Genomic DNA, 18,005 nt, shown 5'->3' with positions numbered 1-18,005 from the left:
TCAGAGAATGAAGCGGCTCAGATCGGCGTTCGCGGCCAGATCCTCCACGCGGTCGCGCACGTAGGTGGCGTCGATCGGCACGGTCTCGCCGGAGCGGTCGGTGGCCGTGAACGAGATCTCGTCGATCACCCGCTCCAGCACCGTCTGCAGGCGGCGGGCGCCGATATTCTCCACCGAGCCGTTCACCTCGACCGCGACGCGGGCGAGCGCGTCGATGGCGTCCTCGGTGAAGGCGAGGGTGACGCCTTCCGTCTCCATCAGCGCTACCGTCTGCTTGATGAGGCTTGCTTCGGTACTGGTCAGGATCTGCTTGAAATCCTCGACGGTGAGCGGCTGCAACTCGACGCGGATCGGCAGGCGGCCCTGCAACTCGGGCAGCAGGTCGGACGGCTTCGAGACGTGGAAGGCGCCGGACGCGATGAACAGGATGTGGTCGGTCTTCACCGGCCCGTGCTTGGTCGCCACCGTGGTGCCCTCGATCAAGGGCAGCAGGTCGCGCTGCACGCCCTCGCGGGAGACGTCGGCGCCCGAGCGGCCCTCGCGGGCGCAGATCTTGTCGATCTCGTCGAGGAAGACGATGCCGTTGTCCTCGACCTCGCGGATCGCCTCGCGGGTCAGCGCGTCGTCGTCCACGAGCTTGTCGCTCTCCTCGGCGATCAGCGGCGCGTAGGCTTCCGACACCGTGATGCGGCGCGGCTTGCCGCGCTGGCCGCCGAGCGCCTTGCCGAGCATGTCGGAGAGGTTGATCGCCCCCATCGAGGCGCCGGGCATGCCGGGGATCTCGAACATCGGCATGCCCTGCGAGCCGGACGGGGCCAGCTCGATCTCGACCTCCTTGTCGTCGAGTTCGCTCGCCCGTAGCTTCTTGCGGAAGCTTTCGCGTGTCGCCTGGCTCGCGGTCGGCCCCACCAGCGCGTCGAGGATGCGGGATTCGGCGGCCGCTTCCGCCTTGGCCTTCACGGCCTTGCGCTTCTCCTCCCGCGTCAGGCCGATGCCGACCTCGACGAGGTCGCGAACGATCTGCTCGACGTCGCGGCCGACATAGCCCACCTCCGTGAACTTGGTGGCCTCGATCTTGAGGAAGGGCGCGCCCGCGAGCCGGGCGAGGCGTCGGGCGATCTCGGTCTTGCCGCAGCCCGTCGGGCCGATCATCAGGATGTTCTTGGGCGCCACCTCGTCCCGCAGCGGGCCTTTCAGTTGCTGGCGCCGCCAACGGTTGCGCAGGGCGATCGCGACTGCGCGCTTGGCGTCCTTCTGGCCGACGATGAAGCGGTCGAGCTCGGAGACGATCTCGCGGGGAGAGAAGGTGGTCATCGGGCTCCTGCGGCCATTTTGGGGACGTGTGGGGCGGCGCGTCGGGCGCGGGGCCTTCCTCACGGACGATCTAAGCGGGGTAGGACTGGCTTTCCAGGGAGCGCGGCCCTCAGGCCGAGTCGAGGGTTTCGATCACGAGGTTGCCGTTTGTGTAGACGCAGATCTCGGCGGCGATCTTCATCGACCGGCGCACGATCGCCTCGGCGTCGAGCTCGCCGTCCTCCAGCGCACGGGCGGCGGAGAGGGCGTAGTTGCCGCCCGACCCGATCGCCATCACACCGGTCTCGGGCTCCAGCACGTCGCCGGCGCCGGACAGCAACAGGCTGACCTCCTTGTCGGCGACCAGCATCATCGCCTCCAGCCGACGCAGATAGCGGTCGGTGCGCCAATCCTTGGTGAGTTCGACGCAGGCGCGGGTGAGCTGGCCGGGATACTGCTCCAGCTTGGCCTCCAGCCGCTCGAACAGGGTGAAGGCGTCGGCGGTGGCACCCGCGAAGCCGCCGATCACCGTGCCCTTGGCGAGCCGCCGGACCTTGCGGGCATTGCCCTTCACGATGGTCTGGCCGAGGCTGACCTGACCGTCGCCGCCGATCACCACCCGGCCGCCCTTGCGGACCATGAGGATCGTGGTGGCGTGCATTTGCGGCAGGCGATCGTCGGTCTGGGCCAAGGAAACGCTCCGGTTCGAGGGAAAAGAGTGCCTCACAAAACTCCCGATCGCTGGCCGTTCATTGTCTGGCGATGACGGCGCAGCGGGAGTTTCGTGAGAGACAGTCGGGCCGAGCCTCAGTTAGGCGCTCGAACGCCCGGCTCCAAGGTCGGCCCCGGTTGCGACGTGCTCCGCCGCGGCGCGAAAAAAAAGCTCCGCGCAAGCCACTATGCCTATTGGCTCGGACAAAGGGCCGCCGCGCGTCGGCACCCGTCCCCGCAGCGGTGTCCCCCGGAGTCTTCTCATGGGAATCCTCGTCGGCCTCGTCATCGCGATCGGCTGCATGCTCGGCGGCTTCGTCGCCATGGGCGGGCACCTGATCGTCATCTGGCAGCCCTGGGAGTTCGTCATCATCTTCGGCATGGCGGCGGGCACCTTCGTCATCGCCAACCCGATGAAGACGGTGGTCGATTCCGGCAAGGCGACGATGGAGGCCTTCACCAACAAGGGGCCCAAGCGCCAGGACTTCCTCTCGCTGCTGGGGCTCCTGCACGCCCTGATGCGCGACCTGAAGACGAAGCCGCGCAACGAGGTCGAGACGCATTTCGACGATCCGGCGAATTCCGAGATCTTCAAGAACTATCCGGAGGTGACCAAGGACCAGGATCTGGTGCTGTTCATCTGCGACTATTGCCGCCTGATCCTCATCGGCAACGCCCGCTCGCACGAGATCGAGGCGCTGATGGAGGAGGAGATCGGCACACACAAGAAGTACAAGCTCAAGCCCTATGCCGCGATCAACACCGTGGCGGAGGCGCTGCCGGCGCTCGGCATCGTCGCGGCGGTGCTCGGCATCGTGAAGGCGATGGGCGCGCTCGACCAGTCGCCGCAGATCCTCGGCGGCCTGATCGGCGCGGCGCTGGTCGGCACCTTCATCGGCGTCTTCGCGTCCTACGGGATGCTCGCCCCGCTCGCCGTGAAGATCAAGGGCGTGCGCGAGAAGCAGTGCAGCGTCTACACCATCGTGAAGCAGAGCCTGATCGCCTACATGAACGGTGCGCTGCCCCAGGTCGCGATCGAGCACGGCCGCAAGGGCATCGCCGGCGCCGACCGCCCGACCATCGACGAGGTCGAGAGCGCCACCGTGCCCGGCGCCCGCGCCGAACCAGCCGCGGCGTAAGGGGTCTTCGCAAATGGACGAGACCGAGACCCCCGAGGCGGCGCTCGACACGACGTCCGAGCCGGCCCCCGAGCGCCGGCCCGAATTGCCTCCCTTCGTCACGGCATCGCGGCCCGCGACCGACATCCGCGCCCGCATCCAGGAGGCCGGCGGCCTGTCGCTCGACCGGCTGCCGATGCTCAGCGTGGTGCTCGACCGCCTCGCCACCGCCTGCAGCGATGCGGCCAAGCACTTGGCCGCCTCCACGGCGTTCTACTCCCTGAGCGGCGTCGAGAGCGGGCGCTTCGGCGAATTCCTCGACGCCTACGACGCCAACGCGGTGGTCGGGATCTTCCAGGCGCCGGAATGGGACGGCCACGTCCTGGTCGGGCTCGACCGCGACTTCCTCTACACCATGGTCGAAGTGCTGTTCGGCTCCGACGGCGCCGAGCCGCCGGTGGAGGACGAGCGCACCTTCTCGGCAATCGAACTGCGCATCGCGCAGATGGTGTTCGAGCAGGTCGGCAAGGCGCTCGAATCCTCCTTCGGCCTCGTCTCGCAGACCGCCTTCCGCCTGGAGCGGATGGAGACCCGGATGGAGTTCGCGGTGATCGGCCGACGCTCCAACAAGGCGGTGCAGGCCAAGTTCCTGCTCCAGGCGCTCAACCGCGGCGGCGAGATGTTCCTCATCATCCCGCAGACGGTGCTGAACCCGCTACGCCCGGCGCTCGGCAAGGTGCTGACCGGCGAATCCGCCGCCCGCGACCCGCGCTGGGCCGAACAGATCGCGGCGGAAGTGCAGAAGACGACCGTGCGCCTGCGCGCCGTCCTCGAGGAGCGTCACCTGACGCTCGGCGAGATCGCCGGACTGAAAGTCGGGCAGGTGCTCACACTCGATGCGACGCCCGCGACGCGGATCAAGCTCGAGGGCAACGACCGGCCGCTCTTCTGGTGCCGGGCCGGCCAGTCGCAGGGCAGCTACGTTCTGCGGGTGGAGGAATCGATCAATCCGGAGAAGGAGGGCGGCCATGGGCTCCTTGGTTGACGGCGTGCTGCTCGTCGCGCTCGTGGCGACGAGCGCCTGCGTGTTGCCGATGTACCTGAAGCTGAAGCGCCTCGACCGGAACCAGGCCGAGTACGGCGCGGCGGTGGCCGCCTCCGGCGTGGCGCTGACGCAGGCCGGCGAGGCGGTGCGCTCCTTCAAGGAGGAGGGCCGCGAGGTTCTGGACGCCCTGAGCCTCAAGATCGAGGAGGCGCGGGCGACGCTCGACGCGCTGGAGGCGTCGCGCGCGGCCCTTGTCGCGGCCCGCTCGGAGAAGCCGTGAGGCGGCGCCCGCCTCAGTCGTCGCTCTGCTTCTTGGCTTTCTCGACGATCGCCCCGGTCTGCGGATCGAGCTGAACCTTGACGCTCCGGCCGTCCCGGACCGCCTTGGCCTTCCACACCCCGTCGTCGGCCTCGATGCTGCGAACCGGGCCGTAACCGGCTTCCGCCAGCTTGGTCAGCACTTGGTCGATCGGCATCCAATCCTTACCGGGCGTGTCGGCATGTGCCGATGCCGCGAGGAGGCCGGTGGCCAGCGTGGCGGCGACGAGGGTCTTGAGGGTGTTCATGGGGTTCGGCTCCTGTCGGGTGTCGTGATGCCTCCGTCTAACACCGGACGACCCCGCGAACCTGACGGAAGCCGTCAGCGAAATGTCAGCCGCGGCGGCCCGCGCGAAGCGGGAACCTGACGACCTGCGGCGACAGCCTCGCGTCAGCCAAGCCGGCTAGACCGTCCTCACGCACGAAGCGGACCCGAAGAGCCCGAGCGATGAGCAGCAGCCCCTTCCCCGATACCGATCTCGCCGGCACCGAGCCCCGCGTCGGCGATGGGCGCAACCTCGATTCGATCCTGCGCATCCCGGTGCTGATGCAGGTCGTGCTCGGTTCGGCGACCATGCCGGTGGCGGATCTGATGAAGCTCGGGCGCGGCGCCGTCGTCCCCCTCGACCACCGGGTCGGCGAGCCGGTGGACGTGATGGTCAACGGCCGGGTGATCGCGCGGGGCGAGATCGTGATCGTCGAGGAGGACAATTCCCGGTTCGGCGTGTCGCTGACCGAGGTGGTCGGACCCTCCGCCACCGACCAGAACACCTGAGCCCGGACGAGAACGGGCCGCCATGTCTTCGAGCCCTCTGGCATCGAGCCCCGTCCCATCGGACGCCGTCTCCGCGGGCGCCGTCGCCCCCCGTGCGGTGGCGACCCGGCGGCTCGAGCCCGTCGATCAGGTCGCGGCGCTGCTGCTCGCCATGGGCAAGCCCGCGGCCGGGCGGCTCATCAAGTATTTCGAGCCGGACGAACTCAAGCGCATCACCCGCTCGGCCTCGAATCTCGGCGCGGTCAGCCCCGAGCAGCTCGACACGGTGGTGGAGCATTTCTCCGCCGAATTCTCCGCCGGCAACAGCCTGATCGGCACGGCCAGCGAAGTCGAGAAGCTGCTCACCGGCCTGCTGCCGGCCGACCAGATCGCCGATATCCTCGCCGACGTGCGCGGCGGGGCCACCCGCTCGGTGTGGGAACGGCTCGGCACCGTGCAGGAGAGCGTGCTGGCGAGCTACCTCGTCAAGGAGCACCCGCAAACTGCCGCGCTGATCCTGTCGAAGGTGAAGCCGGCCACCGCCGCCAAGGTGATGGGCCATCTGCCCGCGCCGGTGCGCAACACGGTGATGCGGCGGATGCTGAGCTTCAAGCCGATTGTCGATGACGTGCTGCACGCGATCGAGAAGACGCTGCACGAGGACTTCATGATCAACGGCGCGCGCAATTCCGGTGCCGACACGCATGCCAAGATGGCCGACATCATCAACAAGATGGAGCGCCAGCAGATGGACGACGTGCTCTCCAGCCTCGGCGAGTCGCGTCCGAAATCGGTCGAGATCCTCAAGGGTCTGCTCTTCACCTTCGACGACATCGTCAAGCTGGCGCCGCGCGCCCGCACCACCCTGTTCGACGCCGTGCCCAACGACCGGCTGGTGCTGGCGCTGAAGGGGACGGAGGTCGAGTTCCGCACCACGGTGCTCAGCGCCCTCTCGGCGCGGGTGCGCCGCATGGTCGAGCACGAGTTGAACGGCGGCGAGCCGGCGGCGCAGCGCGACGTGCTGGAGGCGCGCCGCACCATCACCGATCTGGCGATGGAGATGGCCGGGCGCGGCGAGATCGAGATCAATCCGGGAGGCGAGGATGAAGCGCTCATCCGCTGATCCGCGCCCCCGGCGTCACCTTCGGCGGGGCTGATGCGTGGCGGACGACGACAAGGAGAGCAAGACCGAAGCCGCCACCGAGCGGCGGGTGCGCGACGCGATCGAGAAGGGCGACATCCCGTTCTCGCGCGAGGCGCCGGTCTTCGCCTCGACGCTCGGCCTGCTCATCGCGCTGGCCCTGTTCGCGCGGGGACAGGCGGCGCAGCTCGCGGGCGATTTCAAGCCGCTCTTCGACGATCCGCGCGGCTTCTCCCTGGAGACCGGCGGCGACGCGATGCTGCTCCTCAGCCGCGTGGCGCTGGCGGCGGGCCGCTTCCTGCTGCCGATCCTGCTGATCCTGGCGGTCTGCAGTCTCACCGCCTCGCTTCTGCAGAACCTGCCGCGCTTCGTTCTCGACCGGATCACGCCGAAATGGTCACGGGTGTCGCCGATGGCGGGTTTCGCGCGGATCTTCGGAACTTCGGGTCAAGTCGAGTTCCTGAAATCCGTCGTTAAATTCCTGTCGGTCAGTGTCGTCGCCCTTCTGCTCCTCCGCTCGGAGCGGACAAGAGCCGTGAACGCCATGTTCGTCGATCCGAGCCAACTGCCCGAACTGATCCTGACGGTCTCGATCCGCCTCGTCTCGGCGGTGGCCATCGCCACCATCGTGATCGTCGCGGGCGATCTCGTCTGGGCGCGGCTGCGCTGGCAGCGCTCGCTCCGGATGTCGCGCCAGGACATCAAGGACGAGCACAAGCAGACCGAGGGCGATCCCTCGGTCAAAGCGCGGCTGCGCTCGCTCGCCCAGGACCGCGCCCGCAACCGGATGCTCGCCAATGTCGACCGGGCGACCGTGGTGATCGCCAACCCGACGCATTTCGCGGTAGCGCTCCGCTACGAGCCCTCCGAGAACCCGGCGCCGATGGTGCTCGCCAAGGGGCAGGATCTCATCGCCCTGCGCATCCGGGCGATCGCCGAGGAAAAAGGCATCGCCGTGATCGAGGACAAGCCTCTCGCAAGGTCGCTGTACGATGCTGTGCAGGTCGATCAGACGATTCCGGCCGAATTTTACCGCGCTGTGGCGCAGATCCTTTTCTTCCTTTTCGCGAGAGCCCGATGACCCCTCAGGTCCAACGTTTCGCGCCAGGACCGTCGGCCGTCCCGCATAGCCATGCGGCGGCCGAACAGATCTTCGCCGAAGCGCTGCGCGACTTCATCGCCGAGCTGTGCCTGCTCGATGGCGGCGTGCTCATCGGCTGGATCCGCGGCGAGCGGCACGGCAACATCGCCGACATCGTCTCCTCCTCGGCCGAATTGTTTTTCAAGGAATCGGTGCTGACCTACGCCGACGCGGCCGATGTGTGCCTCGATTGGGGCCGCTCCATGCAGGTGGTCCTCGATCTCGAATTCGCCGCCGAGCCGGTGACGGTGTTCTTCAAGCTCGTGCTCGATGAGGTGTTCGCGGGCGTCGCGATCCAGCGCATCGTCGCGGAGGAGACGGCGGCGCTCTCCCTCGAAGGCTTCGCACACGCCCTCCGTCAGGCCCGGGTCGGGCACGCCTGAAGCGGCGCGAATGCCACGCGCCCTCGACGAACATCGTCACCGTCTGAAAATATACATTGCAGCAGATTGACCCCCTCGCAGCTGCGCTCCATGACTTGGCTGCGGCAGCGTCTCGAAGCGTTGCGGAGGGCGGCGGAGAGGGTCTTCCGGGGACGCCCAGAACCTGCCCAGATCGCGGCGCAGTGGCAGGCCGATACGGCGGGATCAAGGGGATGGTCGTCGATGTATTTCCTGGTCGATCCGCGCGATACCGTGAACGCGGGTTACAAGGCCAGCTTCGAGCGTGAGGGCATCTCCTCGTTCGCGCTCATCCCCGAAGAGTTCCTGAGTTGGCTCCGCGCGGCCTCTCCCGCCGATCTCGAAGCGATCCAGGGCTTCCTCCTGGGCGATTTCGCGGAGCGGGCGAAATGCGCCGGCGTCATCCGCAAGCAGTCCCGCGCACCGATCATCGCCCTGGCCGATCTGCGCTCGCTCGAACAGACCGTCGAACTGCTGGAAGCCGGCATCGACGACGTGCTGCCCAAGCCCGTCCATGTCCGCGAGATTTTGGCCCGCTCCGAAGCGATCTGGCGCCGGGTCAACGGAGCCGTTCAACGGAGCGAGGCGGAGGGCGAGACCGAGGGCGAGGCGCGGGGGCCGGACCGGCTCAAGGTCTTCCACGATGGGCGCGACCCCGAGATCGACGGCGTGCCGCTGTCCCTGCCGCGGCGCGAGCGGCACATTCTCGAATATCTCGTACGCAACCGCGGGCGCCGGCTCACCAAGACCCAGGTCTTCAACGTGGTCTACGGCGTCTACAGCAACGGCGTCGAGGAGAGCGTGATCGAGGGCCACGTGAGCAAGCTGCGCAAGAAGCTCGCCGAGCGGCTCGGCTACGATCCGATCGAGGCCAAGCGCTATATGGGCTACACCTACGTCGGGTAAGAGTGCCTCACAAAACTCTCGATCTCTGACCGTTCTCCCGTTGGCGAGGACGGCGCAGCGGGGGTGTTGTGAGAGACACCAGAGCCGTATCCGACCTGATTGCATCAGGCCGGCGTCGCTATCCTCTCGTTTCGACGCGCTTTCTTTCGCCGAACCGGCGTCCACTTGGTCGGAAAGCGCTCTAAGCCAGATCTACTGGCAGAACGTCTTCGCACCCGGCGTCCAGTTGCCGAAGCCGGTCGCGACCATGTTGGTGATGACCCGGCAGACATAGACCTTCTGCGCAGGGTTGTTGTTCGGCCCGGCATGGTAGCGCGCCACGGCGAGCGTCCAGCTTCCCTCGCGCTCCTTCAGCTCCTTCAGGAAGCGCGTCGCGTATTCGACGTTCTGGGCCGGGTCGATCATCGCCTCCAGCGAGGCGAATTTCGCCCGGTGATAGTGATGGTTGATCTGCATGCAGCCGAGATCGACCAGGCGCACGCCCTCCTGCTGCGCCTGGGCGAGGCGCTGCATCACGTCGGCGGCGCCGCTGCCGAAATAGGCCTTGCCCCCGATGTTCATGGCGTAGGGCTGGAGCGAGCCGCGGTTGCCGCTCTCCGTCAGTCCGACCGCGTAGAGCATGCCGAGCGGCACGCCGTGCTTGGCCGCTGCCTGCGCCATCTGGCGCTCGCAGATACGCGAGGCGCCGGCCATCGAGGGACGTTTGGAGCCGCCTCGCGCGTCGCCGCCCCGTGTGCCCGTCGGCGCGGAGGCGGCCTCCGCGGCGCCCTCGGCAGCGGTGGAATGCGCGGCCGCCGCAATCGGGGCGACGGCGCTAGAGATACAGGCTGCCGCGATCGCGCCCGCGAGAATCCGTCTCATGGTCCTGTTCCTCCGTGGGCGTGGCGGTCGCGTCCGCGCGCGGGGACGGGCGCCGGCCCGATTGGTCGGGCGTCGCTGCGCCCGGCTGTCTGTCGTGCTGCCCGCCCTGCGATCCGCCGAAGGACGCCAAACCCTGACCGCGCGGCCCGGATTCGCCCGCGCCGGGGCCGCCCGATTGAATCGTCACGGCCTCGGGCTCGTAGCCGGCCTCGCGCAGCAGGCCGGAGAGCAGGTCGCCCTCCTTGCGCAGGCGCTCGGCGGTCTCCTCGCGGCTGGTGCGCAGGCTCATTTCCAGCCGCCCGTCCTGCAGGCGCATCCGCACCAGCACCGAGCCGAGGTCGGCCGGATGGAGCTGGAGCGTGAGGATCTTCAGCGGCCCGGCCTCGGTCGAAGCCGGAACGGGACGGGCCGATTGGGTCGCCATCGCCGCGGGTGCCGCCGGCAACTGGGCGGCGACCGCATCGACGATCTGGCGCAGCGGCGAGGCCGGCGCGGGCGTCGGCAGGGCGGCGGTCTCCTGCGGAACGGATGGCGCCAGCGGCATGTCCGGGCGCGGCGCTTCGATCGTCACCGCGTCGATTCCGGCGCTCTCGGTGCGCGCGCCACCTTCGGCCTGCGGCCGCGGCACCGCCACGGCTTCATGCTCCGGTGTCGCATCGGGGCGTGCGATGGCGGCCGGGCGATCCTGCCTCGACTCCGAGTCACGTCGGGTCTGCCCCGGCGTGCCGGGTTGGGCGATGGCAGTCGGCTCGGGGAGACTTGTGCCCTCCGCTTGGTCGAGGAGCGCAGCGTTGTCCGCCGTGCCGGCCGGCTCGGCGCGATCGCTCCGGGGCGCCACGCGTCCACGGGCCGAGAGGCTTCGCGCAGCTTCGGCGCTCGCGGCTTGCGTCGGGGGAGCACCTGCGGCTCGCCGAACGGGCTCGTCCGGTGCCGGCGCAGCGCTCGCCGGGGTCGATTCGGCGGGGCGGTCGGGGCCTGGAACCGGCGAGTCCGGTCGCGCGGGTGTCGTGGCGGCCGGTGCCGTCAGCTCGTTCGCAGGCCCGTTCGGTGCCGGCCGATCGGACGGAACGGCCGGCTCGCGAGCGTCATTGCGGGATGGCGGGGACTGCGTCGCGACCGATTCCGGCGCGCACTGTCCGTCCGGTCCGCCGGCCGGCAATGCCGACGGCACGGTCGCATCGGACGCCGTCGCGGTTCGCGGGGCACCGGGAAGGGGGGCCCTTCCCGGGGGCAGCGGAGCGACCGGTGCGGCGCCGATGCTGGCGGATGTCGGGACGGTCGGCGGAGCGGATGGCTCGTTCAGGCCCCGCTCGATCGCGGCTTCCGTCGAGGCGGCGGCGGCGGCGTGCGGCCGGACCGGCGCAAAATGCGTTTCCAGGCCGACCATCGAGATCTGCAAGGCCGGCTCCGCCGGGGCCGGGCCGGGCCCTGATCCGGCGCGTGCGGCGGCTCGCTGCACCATGGCCTCCAGGCTAGAATTCGGAGGAGCCGCGATAGCCGGCGCAGCGGGACCGGTGAGCGCCATCAGCGCCTGCAAGGCCGAGCCGCCGATGGTCGTTGCCGGCAATGCCTCGGCGGGGAGGGTGGGCGGCATGTCCGTCCCGGCCTCCAGCTGTTCCACCGCGGCCTCTCCGGTCCGTGCCGTTCCGATGTCCGCCGTTCCGCTCTCCGCCGCCCCGTTCTCGAAGGCGCCGAGCATCGCCTCGAAGCCGGGGGGCACGCCCGCGCGCGAGTCCTCGCCCGAAGGGGCGCGACCGGTCTCGGACTTCGGCCGCAGAAGGGGGAGGGTGTCGAGGGACCGCATCACGGGTCGATCGTCCGATGGTTGGAGCGCGGGGGGATTTCAGGGGGTGCGGGTGGCGGCATCCATGGCGCGCCCGGCGCGGGCCAAGGCCTCCTGCGCCCGCAGGAGCGAACCGGATTCCGGAATCGGCCGGCTCGCCGAGGGCGGCGGGGCCGGGGCGGCCTCGGCGACGGGGGAGGGCGTGCGGATCTGCCGGGCGGTTGAGAGCGCGGCGTCGAGCAGTTCGGCGTCGGTCGGCACGAAATCGGCGCGGTCGAGGCCGCGCAGCGCCTCGTAGCCCTCTTCGAAACGCCCCTCGGCCACGATCAGCGCCGCGCCGCGGTAGAGCCGCGCCTGCGCGGCCGGCTGCGAATCCGGCGCGGCGAGCCCCATGGCCCGCTCGGCGGAGAACAGGGCGGTCTCGCGGCGGCCCTGTTCCAGCCCGGCGCGCGCCACCAGCAGGTAGAGGTCGCGCCGGCTCTGCGGCTCGATCTCGTCGAGCATCCGCTCCAGGCTGGCGATGCGGGTGCGGTCGCTGTCGAAATCGAGGCGGGTGAGCGCTCCGGCGAAGCGCTGGCGGAAGTTGCCGGCATAGACCGAGCGGCGGAACCGGCGCAGATACTGGATCGCCAGCGCCTCGAAGCGGCGCGCATCGCCGCCCTGCGCCACGACGAAGATCTGGCGGCGCAGCGCCCCTTCCTCGACCAGCGTGCCGGGCGCCAGAAGCCGGGCGAGGTCGAGGAGTTCGAGCGACTTGACCGGCGCATCGCGCACCATCAGCGCCGATTGCGTCAGCGCGAGCTGCCCGGCGAGGCCCGCGGGCATCGTACGCGGGTCGATGCCGGCGAGCTTGGCCCGCGCCTCGCGTTCGCGCCCTTCCAGATAGGCCAGCGCCCCGAGCGCCAGGGGCTGCTCCGCCTCCGGCGCCTTGCCGGATCGGAGGATTGCCCGCAGGGCCCCCGGCCCGCCGCCTGCCAGCGCGAAGGTGACGGCGGCGCGCACGTTCTCCGCTTCGGTCCAGGCCTCGGGATCGAGGGCGATCAGCCGCTGCTCGATATGGCCGAGGAGCTGACGCTGCGCGACATGCGCCTGGGTCGAGCCGCGGGCGATGCGGTCCTGAAGGAGCTGGAGCGTGCGCGTCAGTTCGACCGGCAGGCCGTGCGCCTTCACCGGCAGCGGTTCGATCGGCTTGGCCGGGGCGCCATGGCCGCCATGATCGTCGGCGGCGTGGGCTTCCGCGGGGGGCGCGTGGGTGTCGCCGTGCTCGGCGGCCTTCGCCGGAGCGATGACGAGGCAGAGGGCGAGCGCGGCGGCCGTGAGGGCAGGCCGGGATGCCCCTCCCATGCCCGTCACGGTGCGGGATGGCTTCGCCGGACGCCTCGCGATGACGGCGGTGCGGCCGAACCGGGCGAGAGGGCGCCTCGGAAGCATCCGGAGCGTCATTCCGGCAGCCCCCGCAGCAGGATTTCGATGCGGCGGTTCTCGGCGGCTTTGGGATTGCCGGCGATGCGGGGCTGGCGGTCGGCATAGCCCTCGATGCGGTCGATGCGGGCCTCGTCGAGGCCGCCGCGCACGAGCATGTAGGAGGCCATCTGTGCTCGCGCCGACGACAGACGCCAGTTGTCGTAGGTTTCCGAGCGGAACGGGCGACCGTCGGTATGGCCGCGCACGACGACGCGGCCAGGCCGGCTGTTGAGGATCTTGGCGATGCGCTCCAGCGCCTTGACCACTTTCGGCGTCGGCTCGGCCGATCCGAGCCCGAACATGCTGTAATTGATCTCGTCGGTGATGCTGATGAGCACGCCCTCGCCGGTCCGGCGTACCTCGACCTGCGGGGCGGGCGCGCCGTTGGGCAGCGACGGCACGGCCCGCGCGATCTCGGCCTTCAGCGCCGAGAGCGCCGCGGTCTCGGCCGCCTTCGCGGCTTGATCGGCAGGCGTCGCCGATTCCTTCGCAGGAGGTGCTTCGGCTTTCGCCAGAAGCGTCGGTTCGGGCGGGGCCGGCTTGGCTTCGGCCGGGGACGGGTGCGGTGCGGTCTCTGCCGAGGGCTTGGGGGGCTCGGTGCTCGGAACCACCAGCGCCATCGGCTCGGCCGAGGCAAGCTTGACGCCGGCCTGACGCATGGCATCGCTCAGGCTCTGGCGGGCGATGTCCTTGGCCGTCTCCTTCTGCGGTTCCTTCTGCGGTTCCTTGGGCTTGGAACCGGCGGTCTGGGCACGCGCGTCGAGGCGGGCCTCGGCCGGTGCGGCGGCGGCGGTGTCGAGGGCGCCGGGATTGTCGGTGCGGCGACGCGGCAGGGCGGCGACCTGCCAGTAGAGCGGGTCGAACGGGTCGCGTCCGGTCTCGCCGCCGGCCACGCCCGGCTGTCCGGCTTCGAGGGCGGAGGCATCCGCACTCGCGGCTTCCGGCCCGGCGGCCTCGGCCTCCGCGGCGAGTTTGGCGAGCACCGCGTAGGGGTCCTGGAACAGGGCGGATTCGCGGGCGCGGCTGCCCGGTGCGCCGGCGGCGTCGCCCTTGCCCTCGGCGTTGCCGCCGTCGCCTTTGCCCTTGCCGGACGGGGCGGGGTCGTTGGGCGTGTCCTGCGGGTCGTTCACGCCCTTGCGGTCGTGGGTGACCTCGGCGAGCTTCACCGGGTTGAAGTATTCGGCGATGGTCTGCTTCTGCTCCTTGCTGGTGGAGTTGATCAGCCACATCACCAGGAACAGCGCCATCATCGCCGTCATGAAGTCGGCGAGCGCGATCTTCCAGGCGCCGCCGTGATGGCCATCCTCGTGGTCGCCGTGGCGCTTGATGATGATGATTTCGTGGGGGCGGTCCGACATCTTACGCCTCCGCGATCGCGGCGGTGATCAGGCGGCTCCAGGCCGCGAGTTCGGTCTCGATCACGGTCTCGCCGGCGCGCACCGTCACCTCCGGCCCCTCGGCCGCCTCAAAAGCGATCCCGGTCGAGCCGCCGAACCGTGCGGCGAGCGCCGCGATCAGATCGTCCGGCCCGCGCACCTGCACCGCGGCCTGCTGCGGCTCGGCCAGGATGCGCTTGAGGGCGGCGCCGAGTTCATCCAGCGCCTGCCGCTGCAGCGCCTGGCCCAGGACCGGCGCGATCAGCCGCGCGACCCGGTCCGAGAGCGTGGCGTCGAGCGCCTGCATGGCCGCGACGAAGCCTTGCGCCAGGATCTCGCCCTGCGCCTCGGTCCAGTCGCGGCGGGCTTGCGCCAATCCCTCCTCGAAGAGGGCCTGCTGCGCCGCGCGCTCGAGCGCAGCTTGCGCCGACCACTCTTCCAGCGCCTCGGCCCGGCCCTGTTCGCGCCCGCGTACCTCGGCGGCGGCGATCAGCGCCTCGCGATCCTCTGCCGGCCGCAGGGTGGCCGCGGCGGTGCGGGGCAGGAAGGGTTCGAGCGCGGCCTGGATTTCGGCCGGAGCCGGTGCGATGGGCTCCGCGGCGGCGGGCGCGCGGAACCACGCCCCCGAAAAATCCGGCTCGCCCGAGAGCGCCGAGAGCGCCGCGGGCGGCGGGGGAGGGGCGGAGAAGTCCGGCAGGTAGCGGGCGAGCACCGCGTCCATCACGCCGCCTCCTCACGCATGAGCCAGCGCTTGAGCACGGCTGCGACCTGCTCCTCGTCGATGTCGATGAGCTGCTCCAGCCGCTTCTGCGGCGAGCGGGCCATCTTGTCCTCCAGTTCCTCCAGCAGGCCGGCGACGCCCGGCGCGGGGAGCTTGGCCGCCTCGCCGGAGCCGGGAAGCGCTGCACCCGGTGCGGCCAGGGCCATCGTGCCGTCGGCCGCCATGCCGGCCGCGAGCGCGGGCACGCCCTCGGGACCGGCGAGCGCCGCGACTTCGCTCTGAGCGGTCTCGGGCGTCGCCAGGATCGCGCGCAGGGCCGGACGCAGGCCGAACCAGATCAGCAGGCCCGCCACGACGAGGATCGTCGCCGCGTTGATGAGCGTGCCCGACTGCTTCATCATCACGTCGCTGAGCGAGAGCGGCGGCACCGGCTCCATCGCCTGACCGTCGTTGACGAAGCCGACCGCCGCGACCTTGATCGTGTCGCCGCGCTCCTTGCTGAAGCCCGCGGCCGAGCCCACCAGTTCCTCGATCTCGGCGATCTGCTTGTCGAGGCTGGCCTTGTCGTCGGGCCCGGCAAGCGCGGTCAGCCGCGAGCGGTTGACCAGTACCGCGACCGAGAGGCGGCGGATGGCGTAGCCGTCGCTCACCGTCTGGACCGTCTTCTGGGAGATCTCGTAATTGGTGAGATCCTCCTTCTTCGAGGTTTCGTTGCTCGACTGGTCGTTGCCGTCCGAGCGGGTGCGCTGGTCGGGCAGGTTCTCCTGCGCGCTGGTCGGGCGCTGGCTGTTGCGGTTCTGCGCGTTTTCGCTCTCGCGCACCGAGCGCACCGAGCGCTCCACCCGCTGGTCGGGGTTGAAGATCGTCTCGTTGGTGCTCGTCTTGTCGGTGTTGAGCTGGGTCGCGACGCTGATCTCGAAATTGCCGACGCCGAGATAGGGCGCGAGCGTGCGGCGGATGTTGTCCTGCATCTCGCGGCTCACCGACTTCTCCAGCGTCGCCATCTTGCCGGTGGGCGCCGTGCCGGCGTCGTCGCCCGCGAGCAGCACCGTGCCCTCCGAGCCGATCACGGTGACGCGGTCGGGCTTCATGCCGGGGATCGCCGAGGCGACGAGCTGGCGGATCGCCTGCGCGCCGGAGACGTCGTCGGCGGGCTCGGTGCGCACCACCACGGAGGCGGAGGCCGGCTGCTGATCGCGGCGGAACGAGCCGCGGTCGGGAAGCACCAAGTGGACGCGGGCGGCGCGCACGCCCTTCATGCCCTGGATGGTGCGAGCGATCTCGCCTTCGAGCGCCCGCACGCGGGTCACCTCCTGCATGAAGGAGGTCATGCCGAGCGAGCCGAGATCGTTGAACAGCTCGTAGCCGGACTTGGAGCTCTGCGGCAGGCCCTTCTCGGCGAGCAGCATCCGCGCCTGCGCGGTGTGACCGAAGGAGACCAGCACCGCCGTGCCGTCGGAGGACACGTCGAAGGGGATGCCGTTGTCCTTGAGCACGCCGCCGATGCGCCCGACGTCCTCGCGCGACAGCCCCGTATAGAGCGTCTCCTGCGCCGGACGGCTGAGATAGTAGGCGCCGACACCGACGCCGAGAAACACCAGAAGGCCGACCAGCCCGAGGGCGATCAGCCGCCTCGCGCCGAGATCGACGATGTTGTTCCACAATCTTTCGGCTTGCTCGCGACCGAACATCCCTGGACCAATCCCGCCCGCGACCTGACACGCGTCGCCAGCCTGAATGAGGGCTCAGCCTTGCGCGGGGATTGCGACGCGACACGTCCGCGTGCGGTGCCGGGATCCCGTGAGGTGGACGTGCTCGATGCGAGGGCACACCTCGCCGACGCCATCGCTGCGATGGAGGCCGGGCGGCATCAGGCCTATCCGGTGCTCGACGCCGCGCGCCGCCCCGTCGGCCTCGCCACGCGCGGGCAGGGCCCGCACTTGGCTCTGGACGGGGGCCGCGGCGAGGAAAGGCTCGGGCGTCGGGAGGGCGCGCCGCTCGCGGCCGTCCATCCCGGCGACGTGGTGGCCCACGCCCTCGACGTCATGACCGAGAAGGGCCAGGGCCGTCTCGTCGTCACCGATCCGGAGAGCGGCGCCCTGGTCGGGCTGCTGACGCGCCGCGACCTGCTGCAGATGCACGCCACGACGGTCCGGGCCGAGACCGAACGGCGGGCCTACCGCGCCTTGCTCCGCTTCAGAAGAACGATCGGACCAGCCCACTCACCAAAAGGTTCCAGCCGTCGATCAGGATGAAGAACAGCACCTTGAACGGCAGCGAGATCACCGTCGGCGGCAGCATCATCATGCCCATCGACATCACGATGGTGGAGACGATGATGTCGATGACGAGGAAGGGCAGCACGATCAGGAAGCCGATCTCGAAGCCCCGGCGCAGCTCGGAGATCATGAAGGCGGGGATCAGGATGCGCAGGTCGATCTTCTCGCCGGCCTCGGCCTTGGGGAAATTGCGGCTCGCCAGATCCGTGAAGGTCTGAAGGTCCTTCGGGCGCACGTGCTGGGTCATGAACTCGCGGAACGGCTCGACGATCTTGCCGAACGCCTCCTCCTCGCCGATGCGGTTCTCCTGGAGCGGCTTCACGCCCTCGTTCCAGGCGCGGTCGAAGGTCGGCGCCATGACGTAGAAGGTCATGAACAGGGCGAGCGAGACGAGGAACAGGTTGGCCGGCGTGCTCTGCAGGCCCAGCCCCGAGCGCAGGAACGAGAACGCGACGGCGAAACGCGTGAAGCTCGTCACCATCACGAGCAGGCCCGGCGCCAGCGACAGGACGGTGAGCAGCGCGACGAGCTGGATGATGCGCCCGGATGCCGCCCCGTTGCCGGGCGGCAGCAGCGCGTCGAGGCCGGGCACGCCGGTGACGCCGCCGGGCGAGGCACCCTGCGCCAGGGCCGCGGTGGCGGTGAGAGCCAGGACGACCCCGGTCAGCGCGAGGCGCCGAACCATCCGACCGC

Annotated in this window: 19 protein-coding genes; 9 read left to right on the top strand and 10 right to left on the bottom strand. The window is 70.0% G+C overall.

Going from position 1 to position 18,005, the window contains the following annotated elements; all coding sequences use genetic code 11:
* Nucleotides 1-1,314, bottom strand: a complete 1,314-nt coding sequence (gene hslU, locus Y590_RS02135; RefSeq protein ID WP_060768434.1) for an ATP-dependent protease ATPase subunit HslU — start codon at nucleotides 1,312-1,314, stop codon at nucleotides 1-3.
* Between the two features lie 109 nt (nucleotides 1,315-1,423).
* Nucleotides 1,424-1,984, bottom strand: coding sequence for an ATP-dependent protease subunit HslV (gene hslV, locus Y590_RS02130; RefSeq protein WP_060768433.1), 561 nt, complete (start codon nucleotides 1,982-1,984; stop codon nucleotides 1,424-1,426).
* Nucleotides 1,985-2,267: 283 nt separating this feature from the next.
* Here hslV and motA point away from each other — a divergent pair, with 283 nt between their 5' ends.
* The 3 genes from motA to Y590_RS02115 are packed head-to-tail and all read left to right on the top strand — an operon-like array spanning nucleotide 2,268 to nucleotide 4,447.
* A complete protein-coding gene (gene motA / locus Y590_RS02125; protein WP_003601565.1) occupies nucleotides 2,268-3,143 on the top strand; it encodes a flagellar motor stator protein MotA in 876 nt (291 codons plus the stop codon).
* Between the two features lie 13 nt (nucleotides 3,144-3,156).
* Nucleotides 3,157-4,167: a flagellar motor switch protein FliM gene (locus Y590_RS02120; protein WP_060768432.1), complete on the top strand. Its 1,011-nt coding sequence runs from the start codon at nucleotides 3,157-3,159 to the stop codon at nucleotides 4,165-4,167.
* Entirely contained in the window at nucleotides 4,151-4,447 is a 297-nt protein-coding gene (locus Y590_RS02115) for a hypothetical protein (RefSeq protein ID WP_060768431.1), read from the top strand. The genes Y590_RS02120 and Y590_RS02115 overlap by 17 nt, the downstream gene beginning before the upstream one ends.
* A gap of 13 nt (nucleotides 4,448-4,460) precedes the next feature.
* Here the strand turns inward: Y590_RS02115 and Y590_RS02110 are convergent, their stop codons facing one another.
* Entirely contained in the window at nucleotides 4,461-4,733 is a 273-nt protein-coding gene (locus Y590_RS02110; protein ID WP_060768430.1) for a PepSY domain-containing protein, read from the bottom strand.
* Nucleotides 4,734-4,933: 200 nt separating this feature from the next.
* On the opposite strand from Y590_RS02110, the gene fliN reads away from it, so the two are divergent.
* The 5 genes from fliN (at nucleotide 4,934) to Y590_RS02085 (ending at nucleotide 8,828) form a co-directional block, all read left to right on the top strand.
* On the top strand, nucleotides 4,934-5,260 hold the full coding sequence (gene fliN / locus Y590_RS02105) for a flagellar motor switch protein FliN (RefSeq protein ID WP_003601570.1): 327 nt from the start codon (nucleotides 4,934-4,936) through the stop codon (nucleotides 5,258-5,260).
* A gap of 22 nt (nucleotides 5,261-5,282) precedes the next feature.
* The gene (locus Y590_RS02100; protein WP_060768429.1) at nucleotides 5,283-6,362 is read left to right on the top strand and encodes a flagellar motor switch protein FliG; all 1,080 of its coding nucleotides are present in this window, start codon (nucleotides 5,283-5,285) and stop codon (nucleotides 6,360-6,362) included.
* Nucleotides 6,363-6,399: 37 nt separating this feature from the next.
* A complete protein-coding gene (gene flhB, locus Y590_RS02095; RefSeq protein ID WP_060768428.1) occupies nucleotides 6,400-7,461 on the top strand; it encodes a flagellar biosynthesis protein FlhB in 1,062 nt (353 codons plus the stop codon).
* Nucleotides 7,458-7,904 carry a BspJ family T4SS effector nucleomodulin gene (locus Y590_RS02090; protein WP_060768427.1) on the top strand — a complete coding sequence of 149 codons (447 nt, stop codon included), beginning with the start codon at nucleotides 7,458-7,460 and terminating at the stop codon, nucleotides 7,902-7,904. Before flhB ends, Y590_RS02090 begins: the two co-directional genes overlap by 4 nt.
* Nucleotides 7,905-8,126: 222 nt before the next feature.
* Nucleotides 8,127-8,828, top strand: coding sequence for a response regulator transcription factor (locus Y590_RS02085; RefSeq protein ID WP_060768426.1), 702 nt, complete (start codon nucleotides 8,127-8,129; stop codon nucleotides 8,826-8,828).
* Between the two features lie 192 nt (nucleotides 8,829-9,020).
* Here the strand turns inward: Y590_RS02085 and Y590_RS02080 are convergent, their stop codons facing one another.
* The 6 genes from Y590_RS02080 to fliF are packed head-to-tail and all read right to left on the bottom strand — an operon-like array spanning nucleotide 9,021 to nucleotide 16,724.
* Nucleotides 9,021-9,689 carry a transglycosylase SLT domain-containing protein gene (locus Y590_RS02080; protein ID WP_083530726.1) on the bottom strand — a complete coding sequence of 223 codons (669 nt, stop codon included), beginning with the start codon at nucleotides 9,687-9,689 and terminating at the stop codon, nucleotides 9,021-9,023.
* Nucleotides 9,643-11,493: a flagellar hook-length control protein FliK gene (gene fliK / locus Y590_RS02075; RefSeq protein ID WP_060768425.1), complete on the bottom strand. Its 1,851-nt coding sequence runs from the start codon at nucleotides 11,491-11,493 to the stop codon at nucleotides 9,643-9,645. The genes Y590_RS02080 and fliK overlap by 47 nt, the downstream gene beginning before the upstream one ends.
* Before the next feature lie 39 nt (nucleotides 11,494-11,532).
* The gene (locus tag Y590_RS02070) at nucleotides 11,533-12,915 is read right to left on the bottom strand and encodes a chemotaxis protein (protein WP_060768424.1); all 1,383 of its coding nucleotides are present in this window, start codon (nucleotides 12,913-12,915) and stop codon (nucleotides 11,533-11,535) included.
* Nucleotides 12,912-14,294 (bottom strand): MotB family protein, encoded by a 1,383-nt coding sequence (locus tag Y590_RS02065; RefSeq protein WP_060768423.1) that lies wholly within the window; start codon nucleotides 14,292-14,294, stop codon nucleotides 12,912-12,914. The genes Y590_RS02070 and Y590_RS02065 overlap by 4 nt, the downstream gene beginning before the upstream one ends.
* 1 nt (nucleotide 14,295) lies before the next feature.
* Complete coding sequence (locus Y590_RS02060) at nucleotides 14,296-15,033, bottom strand: hypothetical protein (protein WP_060768422.1); 738 nt, start codon at nucleotides 15,031-15,033, stop codon at nucleotides 14,296-14,298.
* Complete coding sequence (fliF, locus tag Y590_RS02055; RefSeq protein WP_060768421.1) at nucleotides 15,033-16,724, bottom strand: flagellar basal-body MS-ring/collar protein FliF; 1,692 nt, start codon at nucleotides 16,722-16,724, stop codon at nucleotides 15,033-15,035. The genes Y590_RS02060 and fliF overlap by 1 nt, the downstream gene beginning before the upstream one ends.
* Between fliF and Y590_RS25330 the strand changes: the two genes are divergently transcribed.
* Nucleotides 16,707-17,288 (top strand): CBS domain-containing protein, encoded by a 582-nt coding sequence (locus tag Y590_RS25330; protein ID WP_286161836.1) that lies wholly within the window; start codon nucleotides 16,707-16,709, stop codon nucleotides 17,286-17,288. The genes fliF and Y590_RS25330 overlap by 18 nt on opposite strands.
* Here Y590_RS25330 and fliP read toward each other — a convergent pair.
* Nucleotides 17,230-17,997 carry a flagellar type III secretion system pore protein FliP gene (gene fliP, locus Y590_RS02045; protein WP_060768419.1) on the bottom strand — a complete coding sequence of 256 codons (768 nt, stop codon included), beginning with the start codon at nucleotides 17,995-17,997 and terminating at the stop codon, nucleotides 17,230-17,232. The two genes, Y590_RS25330 and fliP, sit on opposite strands and share 59 nt — an antisense overlap.
* Between the last annotated feature and the right edge of the window lie 8 nt (nucleotides 17,998-18,005).

The sequence above is a fragment of the Methylobacterium sp. AMS5 genome (genome assembly GCF_001542815.1).
Taxonomy (GTDB): domain Bacteria; phylum Pseudomonadota; class Alphaproteobacteria; order Rhizobiales; family Beijerinckiaceae; genus Methylobacterium.
This window is presented reverse-complemented; position numbering and strand designations above follow the sequence as displayed.